Below are 15,924 nucleotides of genomic sequence, written 5' to 3' on the forward strand. Positions count from 1 at the left end.
ACTGCACAATATCCTGATAACTTTAGATAGAAGTTCATTCTGTCTTTCAATAGTGATATTTTCAAATCACGGTCGTTCCCATGTCAGAAGAATACCGAGTCGTCATTCCTGATGAGGTTTTCGCCGTCCTCGAATGGACCGAGGACGACCTGCCTGCGATTTGCGTTGTCAATCAATCGCTCGCCAACTTCGATCCCAAGATCGTGTTTGCGTGGCACCTTTCCATCATCGTGGATTGCGCCGAACTCGCTGACAACGGAATGCCCACACTCGACGAAAATGTCATCCTCGACCAGATTGGTGATCACTTCGACGAAAACATCAAGGCCGATGGCAATGCACTTTTTCTCGCGCGAATCACATGGAATGGAACCCGCCAGTTCCTTTATCGTGTCTATGATCCCAAAGTTGTGAATGCGTTCTTGACGGACATCATTCAAAATGACAAGCACATCCGGCCGTTCGACTTCAGAATGGAACTCGATAAGGATTGGGAATTCGCGAATTACTACCTGAAACACTGGGAAACATAACCATTGCCTGAACTCAAATCAAAACTTCAGACAGATTAAGGGGACAGGAGTTTTTGATTTGAGTTAGCCGAAAGAACCAACAATGAACGCGCGCCAAATTCTGATTGTGTTTGCGACAGGGCTTTTGGTTTCATGCGCTAGAGAGGACGGAGATGTCCCGCGCGAACCAGAGAAAGCGGCAGAAACCGCTGCTCAACCAACTGTAACCAAAACTGCTGAAGGAATTCTGGAGTACTACCCTCAGGATGTGAAGAGCGTAGAGGCGTGGCTGGGGCATGAATTCATGGTTGGTGAAACACCGATCCGACCAACCGAGGCCGTCCCAGCGGAAACATTAAGAAAAATGGTAGGACGAACGGTGAAAATTGAAGGTGTATGGAACTCCGGGCAGAAGTGGAAGCAACCACCGCCAACCGACGACGAAGCATATTTGCAGAATCCAACATTTCCTGAAGGTGAGATTGTGATCCGGGGGGCGGGTATCGAAGCGGCATCGGTATTGGATGTCGATCAATGAAACAAGGGAACTGCACCCAAAAGGGCTCACAGAAAGATAAAGGTGCCCCAATACTTTGATTTCCATTCCTGCCGACATTTCGTTGCACCACTGCTGGATGTTCATCTGAAGTACTGCCGGTGATATCTGGTAGGATTTGTTTGCTGGATCCGATCACTGTTGGCAAGCCAACAGTTCCACCGAACGCTCATAGTAGTGCGGTGGTTCTGGTTCCATTTCAGCAGCGATTTCGAATTGTGATTCGCCAGGCGGGCGGTCACATGGTTACCGCACCTACGCCAGATGGAGAAATTTATGATTTGGTTTTGTTTGTTGCTCTGTTGGTTTCCTACTTGGTGCGCTCAGTTCGGATGTGCATTCGATCTTACCCATGGATGGAATGAAAATAGAAACTTTGCGATGCACATCATCTTCAGGGGCGTGGATGCGTCAAGCGGGAGTCGCTTCTTTTTCCTGCAAACGACACGCGATCAACTGGAAAGTCTTTGTGAAGCCCCAAGAAAGTGGCGTGATGCGGTGCGATGTCGTTTGATAATTGAGGTGCATGGGAGCAGGCGTTTTGAAAATCGTGCTGAAACGAGCGGGTTTTATGGTGCTGATTTTCGCAGTCGTACAGGAATCTTAACTGAACTCGTAGTGCTCACTCGCGCGCCCGACGTTATCTCCGCATGATCATGCCGATGCGCGGGTTGCCGTCAAGATAAATTTCTTCAGCAGGAGGTTGTGGATGTTCAGATATGAAGCTGGTGAGCTGGTTCAGTAAACAGCACAAGCGATCGCGTAATGAGTAGCTGCCCGATCCAGACATCGAACCTGGAACTTACGGATGGAGAGTCAGTTATTCTGCCAAAGAGCTACAAGGGTGGAAAGAAAAGAGGCAAGAAAAAGAGCCGCCGAGGAGAGTCGAACTCCTGACCTACGCATTACGAATGCGTCGCTCTGCCAACTGAGCTACGGCGGCGTGTTCCCGGTTGATATCAAGATAGATTCATCAGCGGCGACTTTGGTTCGCCTGGGGGGAAACGATTTGAGGGGGCTCGCTGAAAAACATTTGAGGCCCGCTCTGGCGGTAGCATACCCCCTTTTTTCGGTTTTCGAAAGGATTCAGCCCCCATTTCATCGCTGAAAAATGGATTTCCCGGCCGGAATAGACAGCGGAAACAGCAGGATCAATTCACGCTGATCTCATGAAAACAGCGGGGGTATCAACTGTGACGATTCTGCTGGATCCCGGCCCGGTCTTCAGATCGAGCGGCGTTTATGCTTGCTGAATGGGCGGCGGTTAGCCACAATCGAAGGAGATCATTTCCCGCCTTGAACTTCCAGCCGGAGACATTCCCATGCGAAAACTGGCCAATGCCTGCCTGATGATGATGTTACTGCTTCTCTTCACCCCTGTCCTTTCGGCGCAGGAAGCCCCGCCACTCGAATTTGAGAAAGGGGTCAACGAAAAACATGTAATGATCCCGATGCGGGATGGCGTCAAGCTATCGGCTTATCTTTATTATCCCAAAGGTAAAGGCCCCTGGCCGGTGTTGATGGAACAGCGGTACGCCAGTCTGCGGAGCACCGGGGCACGGCGTGCGTTTGCTGAGATGGCGGGCCACGATTATGTCGTGTGCGCGGTGAACTTTCGCGGTTCTCAGAAGTCTGAAGGGACCTGGGTGGGCTATCGCGATCTGCAGTGGGGCGAGAAACGGGATGGCTACGACGTCGTTGAATGGCTGGCGAAACAGCCTTGGTCGACCGGAAAGATTGGAACGTTTGGCAGTTCTCAGGGGGGCTATGCTCAGAACTATCTGGCCGTCACTCAGCCACCACATCTGGTCTGCCAGTTTATGATTGATACAGGACTGAGTCTCTACCACGAAGGTTACTTCATCGGCGGGGCCGCGAAGCCGAATCGGTTCAAGGGTATGGACCGTGTCTGCCGCGTTGCTGCTCATAACCGGGCGTTGATGAAAGAATGGTTTTCGCACCCTGACTATGATGAGTACTGGAAAGACGAAGACTGCACGCTGCATTTCGATAAAATGAACGTCCCCTGTTTCACAGTGGGCAGCTGGTACGATTACATGTGCGTTGGCTCGATTCAAAGTTACATCGGTCGCCAGCACAAAGGGGGACCGAATTCGCGCGGTCAGCAGAAACTGTATATCGGCCCCTGGTTGCACGGGCGTACGAACAAAGGGAACAAAGTCGCCGAGATGCTGTATCCGAAAAATGCGAGTTTTGATGTGGTGGCGGAGATGATCCGCTGGTTTGATCATTATCTGAAAGGGGTGGAGAACGGCATCACAAAAGATCCCAACGTGCGGTACTACGTGATGGGTGCGGTGGGTGAGCCCAGTGCACCCGGAAATTTCTGGCGGTCGGCAGATGACTGGCCGATCCCGGTTACAGAAACACCTTACTACCTGCAGCCCGGTGGTAAATTATCGACCAAGAAACCGACTGCCGGTGATTCCTTTACCCAGTTGATCGCCGACCCGCTGAACCCGGCGAAGATTGAAGGACGTGGTTTCCCTGGTGCACGTGATGCACGAGTAGTGGAACAGCAGGAAAACGTGCTGACCTTCACAACGGATACACTGGAAGAAGCGGTCGAGTGGACCGGCAATGTGAAAGCGGAACTTTTGGTCTCTTCCTCTGCGAAAGATACCGATTTTATTGTGCGTGTGACCGATGTGTACCCGGATGGCCGTTCGATTCTGATCATCGATATGATCCGCCGTGCCCGCTATCGGGATGGCTTTGAACAACAGAAACTGATGGAGCCGGGCCACGTTTACAAAGTAGGTTTTAATATTGGCTGGTTGAGCCAGATCTTTAACAAAGGCCACAAAATCCGAGTAACAGTTGCTTCGACCGGCGCACCGTTTTATGAGCCGAACCCGAATACCGGAGAGCCAATCACGATTGAATTTCCGGAAAAAGTGGTTGTGGCGAAGAACAAAATTCATCATAGTCCAAAGCAGGCTTCCCGTATTCTCGCACCGGTCAATCCCTAACCGGTCACTTTCATGCAGGAAGAAAACACATATATTCAACTGAGTTCGAAACGAGGAACATCATGACACAGCATACAACAGATCGAAGACAGTTTTTGGCAGGCAGCGTGGCAGCAGCCGTCGCACTCGGCTTGGGACAGAAGGCTCACTCTGCGGCTCCTAAGCAGAAGCAGGAATTTTATGAACTGCGCACGTATCGGATTCACGATACCGCCAACCAGAAGCTCGTGAGCGATTATCTGAAGAATGCCTTATTGCCGGCATTGAAACGGCAGGGCATCGACCGCGTTGGCGTCTTTAAGCTGTCGGAGAGTAACCGCCAGGAAAAAGATCCTAAAAACGATCATTCGTTATATGTGCTGATACCTTTTAAATCCCTGGAACAGTTTTCTGCTGTGAATGATCTGCTGGAAAAAGACGAGGCGTATCATCAAGCAGCGGAGGCATTTTTTGCCCTGCCGAACAAATCGGCTGCGTACAGTCGGATTGAAAGTCGTTTGATGAAAGCCTTCAGTGGCATGCCGGTCCTCGAAACGCCGGAAGGGGATGAGCCCCATCTGTTTGAGCTGCGAACATATGAGAGCAGTAATGCCCATCTGGCCCGTCTAAAAGTGGACATGTTCAATTCCGGCGAAATTGACATTATGAAGGAGGTCAAACTGGGGCCGGTTTTCTTCGGGGAAATGCTGATTGGCGACGACGTGCCGAACTTGACCTATATGCTCTCAGGCCCCAATCGTGAAGTCCATGACGAGCACTGGCAGGGATTCATCAAGCATCCCGAGTGGGACCGGATGAAGAAGATGGAGAAATATAAGGGAACCGTTTCAAAGATCACCAAGTGGTACCTGGAGCCTTTGCCTTACTCCGAGATTCAATAGTGGAATCAGGTGATTGGATGTGAGGTTGGCTCTCATAAACCAACTGACATTCTTAGTGATCCCCTCGGAATAACTGAACTTCCCGGAAAATCCGGATCTGCAGGGATACTCTACATTTAAGCTGGGCAATTTATCATAAGTTGTTTTTTTTCAACGGGATATGTACCTTGCATGGTGACAATTACGGGAAACAGTTGTTAAAGGCTAGTGGCGGAGGGCTGTCGAATCTGCCGGGAAACGGGAAATATCCTGAATCGACGTTAGATTCTGATAGGCGTTCCGTCTATTCTAGTGCATGTGAGTTAGACGAGTGTTGTTAAGCTGGTAAATGAAGCAAAGCCATTAACACTCTCCAATAGACTTAGATTTCCCTCTTCTAGCGTATTGGAATTTGCATGCCTGATAAGCAGGCCAAACTGTGGTCGGCAGAAATAGAGGCGGTATATTTGCGTGAAGGCCGAGAAATTTGGGCATTACTATATGCTCAATGCTCAGACGCGGATCGTGCATATGACGCGTTGCAGGAAGCGTTCGTACGTTTACAATCTCAAGAAGTCAAGTCAATTCGAAATATCCGGGCCTGGGTTTTGACTGTTGCTCAAAACTGGTTGCGTGATTATGCCCGACGGCAAAATCATGCAGCAAGGCCTGCAGATTTTTTGGATAATATTGTAGGTAAACCTTCAGATCCGTCAGAAGATCTGGAAAAAGAAGAGAGAAACAGCCGAATCCGGCAATCACTTCAACAACTTCGAGCCGAGGATCGTGAGGTTCTCGTACTTCGATATGCACTAGGATGGTCATCGAAACGAATGTCAATTGCGTTGAATACATCAACATCAGCGATTGACATGCGGCTTTCTCGTGCGAGAAAGCGGCTTTGTGAAGAGTTGGAAAAAGTGGGGATAGATCATGAAACCGTATGACACTTCAGGAATGCTCGAGAATGACGATGAGCTGGAGAGTGTTCTGCGCGAATATTTCCAAAAGGAAATGCCTCTCGAACTGCAGGAGCTTCCCGAGATTTCTGATGAAGAGTTTGAAGAACGATTTTCGCAGAAAATACATTTGGGAAACGGGGTTCCCGTTCGAAATGAGCACCAACGCCACGGGCAGTTCAAGCTGAGTTATCTAATCACCGCGGTTTGCGCCTGCGTGATTGTGGGAGTGGTTGCGTTGACCCAATTTCAACCGGCGCCTCAGGCTCCTGTTGTGAACAATGAAACGCCGACTGAGCCAGTACCGGCTCGGCCCTCAGAGCTACAACATACTCCTCAAGAAACAAAGCCCATTGAATCAGATGCCTTGGCCGTGGTTGATCATGGCAGTACACCAATTGAGTTGACCCCCGAAGTCGATAAAACCGTACAAAACTCAATTGATATTACACTATACAACACGGAATCTGGCCCTGTTGAACAACGAACAGAACGTTCCTGGACGAACTATACTGTTCAAAATCCGGAAACGGGGGCCAATGTGAAGATGTCAATGCCCGAATTAACGATTGATTTTATTCCCGTCAATAAGTCTGGCCTTTCCTTGATCAAGGAAGAGTCGGACAGGAATGGTCAATAGCGTTAATTCATTGCGGAAAACATAAAGTGATCAGTTAGCGGATAAGCAGGAATTCTAATACGGGCCACAAAGAAGAGACTTTCAAGTCAGAATTTGATTGTAAATTCTGGTGCGGTTTTGTGCTCTTTTTTGAAACATTTCCAAGGCAGAATAATGAAGAAGTATCAATGGTTCTTTTTCAGTGGGATCGTTTTCTCTCTACTCGCAGCACAACAGTTGTTGGCTGATGAGACGCCTCTAAAGGCAGAGAGACCCGGTCAGGCTGAAACAAAACAAAAGCGCGTTGCCGCTCAACCCAATCAGATGCGTCCCGCTAATGGTACGAATGCGAACGCAGTCAAAGGGAAGTTCCGTATCACCAGCCACCCGACGGGAGAAGCAGAGGAACGCAACTTTGTTGGCATTGTGACTGAACCAATTCCCGCCGCACTTGCTGCCCAGTTGAATTCCATGATGAAGGCCGGTCAGGGTGTGGGAGTGAAACTGGTTTTACCTGACTCCCCTGCTCAACAGGCAGGAATCAAAATCTTTGATGTTCTAACCACCTTCAACGGTAAAGCCATCACATCCTCAGATGCGTTACGTAAATTTGTCATGGATTCCCCCAAAGGGAGTAAGATAAAACTGGGGGTCATTCGTGCCTCTCAGCACCAGCTGATCGAAGTCACTCTCACAGAAAAACTATTTCGTTTTCATAAATTTTCGGTCAGTCCCGTTGGCCAAAACTCCGCGCAGGCATCGAACCCCCAAAAGAAAATACCTTCCCAACCCAAGCCTAAGCAGGAAGGTCCGATTGCCACCCGATCGACCGATTCAGACCCATTGGGACGGAAACTTCCTCTGGGTTTTAGTCATCTCCCGGTTACCTCAACTCAAAACCTTTCCTTATTATATATCGGCAACCTGAAGAAGGGGTATTCTGTTGAAGTCAGTTACCAGGATGTCAACGACACGCTTCAGACGCAGAAATTCAAAGGGAACCTGAAAGAGATCCGCAATCAGGTTGTTGATATGCCCGATCATGTGCAGATGATGATTAACGAGCGTTTGAGAGAGCTGAAATTGGCGCTGCAGGGTAATCCCCCGTTTCGCTTCCAGATGAAAGGACATTTGCAGGGTAACGCCCGCTTTATTCGGGTCTTCTTGAGCCGGGGAACGAAAGATAAATCAGTACGAATGGTCGAGCTTGATCATCATCTTGGAAATCGGCCGGCATTGAATGTGAATCAGATTCTTGGAAATCAGGTGTTCACCCAGGAACTCAATCAGCTTAACCCGACGATTCAGCAACAGATTAAGGTGACGTTACAGAGAGTCCGCATACCAACGGCTCAAGTGCGTGTTGATAACCCGATTTAATCATGGCACTGAAAACCCAATCACTTCTGAAGCAGCTATTTCTCAAACGGAAATAGCTGCTTTTTGCTTTCCGGCAAAACGCAGGCAGATCTTATAGAAAGCCGCGACGTCTCTGGCTGCTATATCGTTGCAGCGAGTCTTCAATGATGGGAAATGCAGCGGAAGCAGACTGAAACTCTTCTACTTCAACGGTCTTCCCTTCGAGCATTTTATAATCCTGAAAGAAACGTCGCAGCATCGCCAGACGATGTGGCGGAAGTTCTGACGCTTCGGTGAACGGATTATACTCCGGATCATTGACGGCAACAGCCAGAATTTTATGATCGGGTTTACCGCTGTCGATCATGGTCATCACGCCGATGGCGCGAGCATCAAGAATCGTCAATGGATCGACGGGTTCCTGACAGAGCACTAACACATCAAGCGGGTCGTCGTCTTCGGCCAGAGTCTGGGGAATGAACCCATAGTTGGCAGGATAATGAACGGCGGAATAAAGCATGCGGTCCAACCTGAGCAGGCCCGTTGTTTTATCCAATTCGTACTTCACTTTTGAAAAAGTGGGAATTTCAATTACGGCAGTGAAATCGCGAGGCAGATTCTGCCCCGGAGTCACATCATGCCAACAGTGGGTCACTGTTACTCTCCTGAATTTCGCTAATAAAATAAAGAATCAGCTCACGTTGCGCATGATAAGCTAATTCACTTTAAACAATTCCACTCTGAAGTGAAGCGTTGCATTGGGGGGAATCACGGGAGGCGAACCTGCCGCTCCGTATCCCAGTTCAGAGGGGATAATCAGCTCAATTTCGCCGCCTTCACCGATGAGTTGTAGCCCTTCGGTCCAGCCGGGAATCACCCCGCCCAGAGGAAACGAAATCGTTTGTCCCCGCTTGTATGAACTGTCAAATTCGGTTCCATCTTCCAGTGTACCCCGATAATGGACGGTCACTTCATCCTGGGGTCCTGGTTTACTACCATCCCCTTCTCGAACAATGCGGTATTTTAAGCCGGAGGGGGTCGATGAATAACCCGGTGTTGCTTCGTCAGTCACGTTGAGATCCGTTTCTGTTACTCTTGATTTGGCTGCCCGACTACTCGAACTGGTGGAGGTCATCGGCTCTGCCTGTTCTCTCTGCTGAAAATAGCCTTTACATCCAGCAAATGTCAGACAGAAGCAGCTGCATAAAACTAAAAAGTAAGATTTTTTCATAGACTCATTACCTTATCTTTCCGCAATCAATTATACTGCGGCCTTAGTTACAGTAATGGTCTTTAAGATACCATAACTAATCGGCCTCTGAGTTGCACCATCAGGAAGTCCGCCTTTTCTGGACTTCAGAAAAAGAGTGCAACGATGTTATTGTTCACTGTTAAAAAAGCGTATTCCCGGCTTGTATCTGTAGGTCACTGTTTATTTATTAACCGAATACGAGACCGGTTTTCCGATTTGATGTATGAAATGAAGTTTCCCTGAAATGACAGAGCAAATTCACATCCGTTCCGCCAAACAAGAGGATATCAGGCTCCTGGCTGAGTTTATTGTTCCTTTCGTAGAGCAGGGAAAAATTCTCCCTCGCACTTCAGAAGAACTGGATGAACTGGTCGAAACAGGATTTGTAGCTGTCGAACAGGATGTCGAGATTGTCGGATTTGCTTCATTGGAAATTTATTCGCGGAAATTAGCAGAAATTCGCAGTCTGGTCGTCGCCGAACATCGACAGGGAATCGGGGTCGGCAAAAAACTGGTCACCGCCTGTCTGGAACGAGCCCGCCAGAGAAATATTCTGGAAGTGATGGTCGTCACGTCCTCCGATGTCTTTTTCCAAAACTGTGGTTTCGATTTTACTTTGCCGGGTGAAAAAAAGGCGTTATTTATTCAACCTCATTTGAATGAGTAATGGTTCTCGTTTTGGCTCTGGCTTAGTTTTTTACGATAGTCGCTTTGGTGATGTAATCCAAACGGGGAAAGTCCTGCTTCAGATACTGATTTCCTTCCAGCTGCATTCTTTGCTGAGAGGGACCACGTCCGGAAGGAGCCCCTTCGCCGTAGCCGGAATAGAGGGCATCGACGACTTTCATCCCTTTCGGTGAAATGATCCCAAAGGGGGTAAAACCATGTCGATCCAGGCGGCGGTTATCGCCAAAATTGATGAAGATCTGAGTTGTTCTTGAATTAGGAGCGCCTGTTTTCGCAAACGAGACATAGCCCCTGAGGTTTGATTTCACGACGGGGTCATCTTGAATGGTTTGATCTCGCCATTTTGCTTGTGTGGCGGGAGCACCATTGATGCCGACCTGCGCCATGAAGCCCTCAATCACGCGAAAAAACGCACAGTCATTATAAAAACCGGAATTCACCAGTTCATAAAACCGGTCAGCTCCATTAGGAGACCAGCTTCGATTTACATCGATATAAAATGTTCCTTTGGTTGTCTCCATTTTCACTTGATACGTTTGCGGGGCGGCAGCGTATGCTTCTTCAGAAAGACCTGATAAGAGAGTGATTCCCAGAGCCCAGGAAAAGACCAGAAACGTTTTAATCGAGAACACGATGATACCCCTTGTTTAATTGATCGGATTCGAAAGTCTTTAAGAGAGATAAAAGTCTAATTGATTTTCGGTTTTTATCACAAGAGGGATTCTGCAGGACAGAATGCCTTGAGCCCGCCATGAATTGAGAAAGAAAAAAAGCCGCCGCGAATCAGGGGGGGAGAATTCGCGACGGCCAGAGCCCGGGGCTGCTGACGATCAGCCCCTCTGCAGATCCCGCGATCTGCAATTTCCCGGGATCACCTGATCAAACAGATGATCCCTTTTCCTTAGTATCCGAGAAGAGCTTCCTCTTCTTCTTCCTGAATGATAATTCTGGGTGTGACCATCATCATCAAACTTTCGGTTTCACGACCGACACCAGTGTTCTTGAACAGACGACTGATGTAAGGAAGTTTATTCAGAATCGGAACACCGGCCATACTGCGTCCTTCACGGAGTCGTTTGACACCGCCCAGGAGCACCGTACCACCATCGGGCACACTGACTGTCGTGGTCACCGTGACCTGTTCCACAACCGGCTGCTGAATCGTGGTTGTTCCCAAGCCACCACCCTGCTGCCCCTGTTGCCCCTGCTGGCCTTGCTGACCTTGCTGGCCACCTTGGCCACCCGTGTTTCCACCGACACCGCCGATACCACCGACACCGGTTCCGACACCGTTACCAAAGTTTCCGCCACCCTGCTGACCAAGCTGGCCACCCTGCTGACCTTGCTGCCCCTGCTGACCTTGTTGACCGCCACCGGTTCCCCCTTGGAAGGAGAAGGTAAACACGTCGGTCACGTTGGTGAAGTTCGGGTTAACGGAGAGTCGTACATAACGTCGGTCTGCGGAGATCACAGCTGACACAGTCAGTGAGACCCCTTCAGGAATATTCGCGATGACAGGTGTGAACCCGACAGCAAAGTTACCCACTGTAGGCACCAGACTGATCACGAAAGGCCGTGATACGTTACTGGTCACAAAGGCAACCTGACCGTTAAAGAGTGTTACTTTCGGAGCAAACATCAAGTTTGATCGTTCATCGGCCTGAGCAGCATTGATGAAGAAGAAGGCTTCGATGTCACTCAGAATCGCCAGACCAACATTCACACCGGCGTTTGCATTGAAACTTCCAAATTCAGGAACACCGATTTCAAATGATCCCTGGCGGAACTGAACGTCGAGGTCTGGTGTAAACGACTCAGGAGAAGCCATCCCGACGACTGTACCTTTTTTGGGCCAGTTATCGAAGTTGAGCAACGTTCTCGTAGGTGGATTACTAAAGGGAGCCACTCCCTGCCCACCCGTCTGACCTGATGTCGTATTTTGCCCTTGCTGACCTTGCTGACCACCCTGGTTGTTACCACCACCTTGGTTGGCATTCCCAAGCAGGTCGACCTGACCAAAGGCGGGAACAGGGTTTCCGTTATCATCTACAGTCGGACCACCAACGGTATCTGCGACATTGAAGTCGAAGTCGACACCAATTCGTTCGAAGAATCGATCGGAGACAGTCACAAAGCGTACTTCAATTGTCACCTGGAGATCCTGCAGTCTTCTCAACTGATCGAGCAGGTTGGCAATTTCGTCGTGTACTTTTTGTGTTTGACGAATCACCAGACTCAACGTGGTTTCAAAAGGACGCACACTGCCGGCACCACCGATTTCTTCCCAGGAATCTGGTTCGACGGTAGAGACAATGAGTTCGGTTAAGGAATCGAAGTCGATATTAGAACCACCGCCGGCAACCTGTGAGGTCGCACCGCCATTGCTCCAGGGATTGGAACCGGGCACACCGCCCATCACAGGGTCTGCTACCTGGAAGTTACCGGGAGCAGCCTGATTTCCACCAATGCCTGATCCATAGCTGACGGCACCAATCTGGCTGTAAGGGTTACTTGCCATACTGCCGCTGGCAGCAAAGTTGGGAATCGGCACTACCAGGTCGGCGACCGGGTACGTTTCCGTTCTCAATGTTCCCTGCTGACGAATGCGGCTGGTGATTTTCAATACTTCGTTATCAATTGTGTAGGAAAGATTCAGCGGTTCCAGAAGCAGGTTCAACGCACTTCTGAGTTTGATGCCATTGACGTTGATCGTCACAGGAGCATCAGTTGTAACGCCTTCCTCTTCCAGTCCCAGAGTATCCAGGAAGATGTTGATCCCAGTGAGCGTCTGAATCTTGTTCATCACGTTCGCCAGCGATTCATTTTCAAACAGAAGGTTGACCGGGCGTTCCAGGCTTTCTTCAATCTGAATTTCTCTTTCTGTCTTCTGAGTATGATTTTTCGCATGGTACTTGTCACGACGTTTCGTAAGCTCTGCCCACTCTTTGGCGTCATGACCGAATTTGATGTCCGGAGTATAGGCATCTGCCAATGCTTCTTCGACATCGTTCAGCTGACTCCAGACATTCTGTTCTTTGCGTTCACGCATACTTGTATTTGATGCTTCACGTTGAATGAACTGTGCTTTCCATTTCATTGTGACAGCAACCGGGTTTTGCGGATCGAGGTCGACAGCCTGTTTGGCAACCACACCGGCTTCCGCATAGCGACGCTGATCAAGCAGCTCATTAAACTTTTGAACCAGCTCGGCAAGTTCCTGCTCAACACGAATTCTGGTTTTGATTTCCTGAGAGATATGTTCTTCCACTTCCTGGTTGCGTCTCTTTAATTCTTCCAGAGGAGCAACCTGTTTGCGGAAGGAATCAATGGATTCACGAGTTCGTTGCAGTGAGCCGATGAGAGCCGCTGTCGACTTCTTATTCAGACTGGAACTTTCTACTTTGGACATTGTCTGATCGATAATTTCCAAAGCTTCCGTTGGAGCGTTTTCACGCATTCTTTCGGCTTTGAAGATCGCGTTTAGAACGTCCGATCGCAGGCGGCTGAACTCAATCGCCTGTTTCTGTTCAACCAGATCAATCGTGCTGGGTTCCTTCGTACCTGTGAGAGGATCCGTGGAAGGACTCTGATTCTTGACCAGGCGAATTTTGTCAGCCCGTGAAGGTGCCAGTTCTCGAACGGCATCCTGCAGCTGTTGTGCACGATGGTTATCCAGTTTTTCACCAGACTGATAGGCGGCTAAAAATGCCTGATAAGCGGCTCCGCGATTTCCTTCGGAAAGGCGTTGCATTCCCAGGTTATACAATTCCAGAGCAGAGGCACCGGGATGAATTACGGCGATCTCACTGGCATCGTTCTGTTTCATTTGTGCTACCTGAGTGGGTTGAGTACCCATTCTGGCTTCCAGATCACGCAGGATGGCCTGCGGGCTGTCTTCACCCGGCTTGAATTGTACGCCAACCTGCAAGGCTTCTTCGGCATTCGCACGAGCATCCTCATAGCGTCTTGCTTTCAGATCTGTTCGAGCTTGAGCAACCAGCTTTTGTGAGAATGCTTTCTTACGCTCATTCTCAGCAGCGTATAATTGTTCCTGTGAAAGTCCACCAGGCTGGCCGGCCATTTTACGAATGTCTGCCAGAACCTGTTCAGGACGATCTTCAAACAGCGTATATGCTGTATCAATTTTCTGTGCGGCTTCCGCTTTTTGTCGGGCTTCTTCCACTCGATTGCTGGAAAGATCCTTGCGGGCAGAGGCCAATAGTTGACGTGCATATTCCGCATTCGATTTTCCATCCATGTTTTTTGAAGTACCAGGATTCAGTCTGGTTTCAGAACTGGTTCCGACACGTTGTATGAAAGCATCCGGCGATTCATTTGGATTCGAGAAGCGAAGATCCAGAGTCTGAGCCAGCTTCTGTGCAGAAGAAGCGAGCATGAGTGCTTCGTCTTTATTCCCCTGCTGTAAAGCCAGCTGAGCCTGTTCCATCAAACGGTTGATTCGAGGACGAACCGCGTCCTGGTTTTGCTGCAGGCCTTTGATGCCTGAGATGATGGCTGCTTCATCGGAAATTCGATCAATGGCTGCCAGTACCAGTTCAGGCCGGTCATCAAACAGATCATAAGAGACCGGCATCTGCTGCACCTGATTTACTTTCTGACGAGCACTGTCGAAGTCACGTTTTTTAATGTCCAGGCGTGCCAGACGCAGTAACTCGGTTGCCTGTTCTTTGGATGCACCTTGAGGAACAGCGACAGGCGTTGCCTGAGGACGGCTGGAACCAGTGGCTGCCAGGGCACCCCCTGACTGAGCCCGCTTAATTTCGTCGAGAATCAATTCAGGACGATCATCAAACAGTCGGTATGCGACATCCAACTGACTTGCCTGCAGTGCCAGTTCACGAGCAGAATCGAAGCGTCCAGACTGTAATTCAGCACGAGCCTGTTTTAACAGTTTTGCAGACTGTTGTTTATCTGAAGATGGTGCATCGGACTGCGCGACTGGCATTGAAGGAGTCGACTTACCAGCGAAGATCTTGGCACCGGTTTTACGTTCAATTTCAGCCAGAATGTGTTGCGGACGTTCTTCGAACAGTTTGTATGCAACATCATAATCCTGTGCCTGGATGGCAAGGCTTCGGGCATCATCATAGTGACCTGCACTCAAGGCTTGACGGGCCTGCTTTAACAGAACCGATGCTTGTTCTTTTTCCGTCAGCTTTCTCGACTGACTTCCATCAAATGGATTGGCACCGGGATTGGAGAATGGGTTGCTTTCAGTAGATTCTTCGACGTTAGCAACCTGCATAATATTTGACCGACGATTCGAAAAGCCACCGGCTTGCTGAATCGGAGAAGTCGTATTGTTTCGTTGCTCTGCGCGAGCGATGGCAGCCAGAACCTGTTCCGGTCGTTCATCGAACGGACCATATTCCAGTTTCATTGAGGCTGCCTGCCCTGCTTTCAGACGGGCTTTTGCCAGTTCATTGAGCTTAATATCCTCACGGGCAGACTGAAGTAACTGACGAGCCAGTTGCTTCTGCTCTTCAAGAGACTTTCCTGCACCACTGGAGAAATTCATCGGACTAGAGTCAGCCGCGGGTGACTGTGCTCTGACAATCCGTTTGTCTCGAGGTGCTGCAGCTCGCTTTCGAGCACGACCAAGATAGTCGTTCATTTTGCGAAACTCTGCAGATGACAAACGACCTGGAGAGACAGAAGCTTTTTCAAGCACTTCTACCGCTTCAGCGAATTGTCCTCTCTCGTAATATTGAGTCCCCAGACTCAGATAGTAACGAGCCGAGCGTTGTTGACGCCCCGCAATCGACTGGCCATTCTTCTCGACATCAGCAGCGACCTTCCTGGTCGTGTTGCCAAGATTGGCCAGCCACATTGACGCTGCGATCAGCGTCGTACAGGCTAGTACTCCAAATGCCTTGCCCAATGTAGGTCCCTCCTTCAAGCCAGAACACCAACTTTGATTATGTTTATTTTGAGGAGTCATCATGACTTCCAACTCGCTATCTAAAAGTGGGTAGGATTTTAGTCCGAAATCCGGATTTAGTGCTATACGAGTTCCGTATGACAAACCAGGATTCTAGAAAACGAAATGCAATTGAACGTTTGCCGTTAAGCAAAAGTAACAGACGATTGTCAGTGATATGAAATG

12 protein-coding genes and 1 tRNA gene are annotated in these 15,924 nt (G+C 49.3%); 8 read left to right on the forward strand and 5 right to left on the reverse strand.

Features of this window, described 5'->3' with window-relative positions; genetic code table 11:
- Positions 1–80 precede the first annotated feature (80 nt).
- Both Enr17x_RS23255 and Enr17x_RS23260 read left to right on the forward strand, forming a co-directional pair.
- Positions 81–533 (forward strand): DUF695 domain-containing protein, encoded by a 453-nt coding sequence (locus Enr17x_RS23255; RefSeq protein WP_145312071.1) that lies wholly within the window; start codon positions 81–83, stop codon positions 531–533.
- Positions 534–615: 82 nt separating this feature from the next.
- A complete protein-coding gene (locus Enr17x_RS23260; RefSeq protein ID WP_145312072.1) occupies positions 616–1,050 on the forward strand; it encodes a hypothetical protein in 435 nt (144 codons plus the stop codon).
- Positions 1,051–1,938: 888 nt separating this feature from the next.
- Here Enr17x_RS23260 and Enr17x_RS23265 read toward each other — a convergent pair.
- Positions 1,939–2,011, reverse strand: a tRNA-Thr gene (locus Enr17x_RS23265).
- Between the two features lie 379 nt (positions 2,012–2,390).
- Here Enr17x_RS23265 and Enr17x_RS23270 point away from each other — a divergent pair.
- From Enr17x_RS23270 to Enr17x_RS23290, 5 genes are all read left to right on the forward strand, one after another.
- A complete protein-coding gene (locus Enr17x_RS23270) occupies positions 2,391–4,061 on the forward strand; it encodes a CocE/NonD family hydrolase (protein ID WP_232100828.1) in 1,671 nt (556 codons plus the stop codon).
- 62 nt (positions 4,062–4,123) lie between these two features.
- On the forward strand, positions 4,124–4,942 hold the full coding sequence (locus Enr17x_RS23275; protein WP_145312073.1) for an NIPSNAP family protein: 819 nt from the start codon (positions 4,124–4,126) through the stop codon (positions 4,940–4,942).
- 395 nt (positions 4,943–5,337) lie between these two features.
- The gene (locus Enr17x_RS23280; RefSeq protein ID WP_145312074.1) at positions 5,338–5,868 is read left to right on the forward strand and encodes an RNA polymerase sigma factor; all 531 of its coding nucleotides are present in this window, start codon (positions 5,338–5,340) and stop codon (positions 5,866–5,868) included.
- Entirely contained in the window at positions 5,855–6,520 is a 666-nt protein-coding gene (locus tag Enr17x_RS23285; protein WP_145312075.1) for a hypothetical protein, read from the forward strand. The genes Enr17x_RS23280 and Enr17x_RS23285 overlap by 14 nt, the downstream gene beginning before the upstream one ends.
- Before the next feature lie 153 nt (positions 6,521–6,673).
- Positions 6,674–7,879, forward strand: a complete 1,206-nt coding sequence (locus Enr17x_RS23290; RefSeq protein WP_145312076.1) for a PDZ domain-containing protein — start codon at positions 6,674–6,676, stop codon at positions 7,877–7,879.
- Positions 7,880–7,970: 91 nt separating this feature from the next.
- On the opposite strand, the gene Enr17x_RS23295 is transcribed toward Enr17x_RS23290, so the two are convergent.
- Positions 7,971–8,513, reverse strand: a complete 543-nt coding sequence (locus tag Enr17x_RS23295) for an inorganic diphosphatase (protein WP_002647797.1) — start codon at positions 8,511–8,513, stop codon at positions 7,971–7,973.
- 60 nt (positions 8,514–8,573) lie between these two features.
- Complete coding sequence (locus Enr17x_RS23300; RefSeq protein WP_198000756.1) at positions 8,574–8,993, reverse strand: FKBP-type peptidyl-prolyl cis-trans isomerase; 420 nt, start codon at positions 8,991–8,993, stop codon at positions 8,574–8,576.
- Between the two features lie 361 nt (positions 8,994–9,354).
- On the opposite strand from Enr17x_RS23300, the gene Enr17x_RS23305 reads away from it, so the two are divergent.
- A complete protein-coding gene (locus tag Enr17x_RS23305; RefSeq protein WP_145312078.1) occupies positions 9,355–9,777 on the forward strand; it encodes a GNAT family N-acetyltransferase in 423 nt (140 codons plus the stop codon).
- A 22-nt stretch (positions 9,778–9,799) separates the two neighbouring features.
- Here the strand turns inward: Enr17x_RS23305 and Enr17x_RS23310 are convergent, their stop codons facing one another.
- Both Enr17x_RS23310 and Enr17x_RS23315 read right to left on the reverse strand, forming a co-directional pair.
- A complete protein-coding gene (locus Enr17x_RS23310) occupies positions 9,800–10,429 on the reverse strand; it encodes a peptidylprolyl isomerase (RefSeq protein ID WP_232100829.1) in 630 nt (209 codons plus the stop codon).
- A 269-nt stretch (positions 10,430–10,698) separates the two neighbouring features.
- Positions 10,699–15,699 (reverse strand): hypothetical protein, encoded by a 5,001-nt coding sequence (locus Enr17x_RS23315; protein ID WP_145312079.1) that lies wholly within the window; start codon positions 15,697–15,699, stop codon positions 10,699–10,701.
- Positions 15,700–15,924: the final 225 nt, after the last annotated feature.

The sequence above is a fragment of the Gimesia fumaroli genome (assembly GCF_007754425.1).
Taxonomy (GTDB): Bacteria; Planctomycetota; Planctomycetia; order Planctomycetales; family Planctomycetaceae; genus Gimesia; species Gimesia fumaroli.

Coding starts and splice junctions, on each gene's coding strand:
- Enr17x_RS23270 (WP_232100828.1), top strand. CDS start 2,391: ATGCGAAAACTGGCCAATGCCTGCCTGATGATGATGTTACTGCTTCTC.
- Enr17x_RS23280 (WP_145312074.1), top strand. CDS start 5,338: ATGCCTGATAAGCAGGCCAAACTGTGGTCGGCAGAAATAGAGGCGGTA.
- Enr17x_RS23300 (WP_198000756.1), bottom strand. CDS start 8,993: ATGACCTCCACCAGTTCGAGTAGTCGGGCAGCCAAATCAAGAGTAACA.
- Enr17x_RS23290 (WP_145312076.1), top strand. CDS start 6,674: ATGAAGAAGTATCAATGGTTCTTTTTCAGTGGGATCGTTTTCTCTCTA.
- Enr17x_RS23285 (WP_145312075.1), top strand. CDS start 5,855: ATGAAACCGTATGACACTTCAGGAATGCTCGAGAATGACGATGAGCTG.
- Enr17x_RS23275 (WP_145312073.1), top strand. CDS start 4,124: ATGACACAGCATACAACAGATCGAAGACAGTTTTTGGCAGGCAGCGTG.
- Enr17x_RS23260 (WP_145312072.1), top strand. CDS start 616: ATGAACGCGCGCCAAATTCTGATTGTGTTTGCGACAGGGCTTTTGGTT.
- Enr17x_RS23255 (WP_145312071.1), top strand. CDS start 81: ATGTCAGAAGAATACCGAGTCGTCATTCCTGATGAGGTTTTCGCCGTC.
- Enr17x_RS23305 (WP_145312078.1), top strand. CDS start 9,355: ATGACAGAGCAAATTCACATCCGTTCCGCCAAACAAGAGGATATCAGG.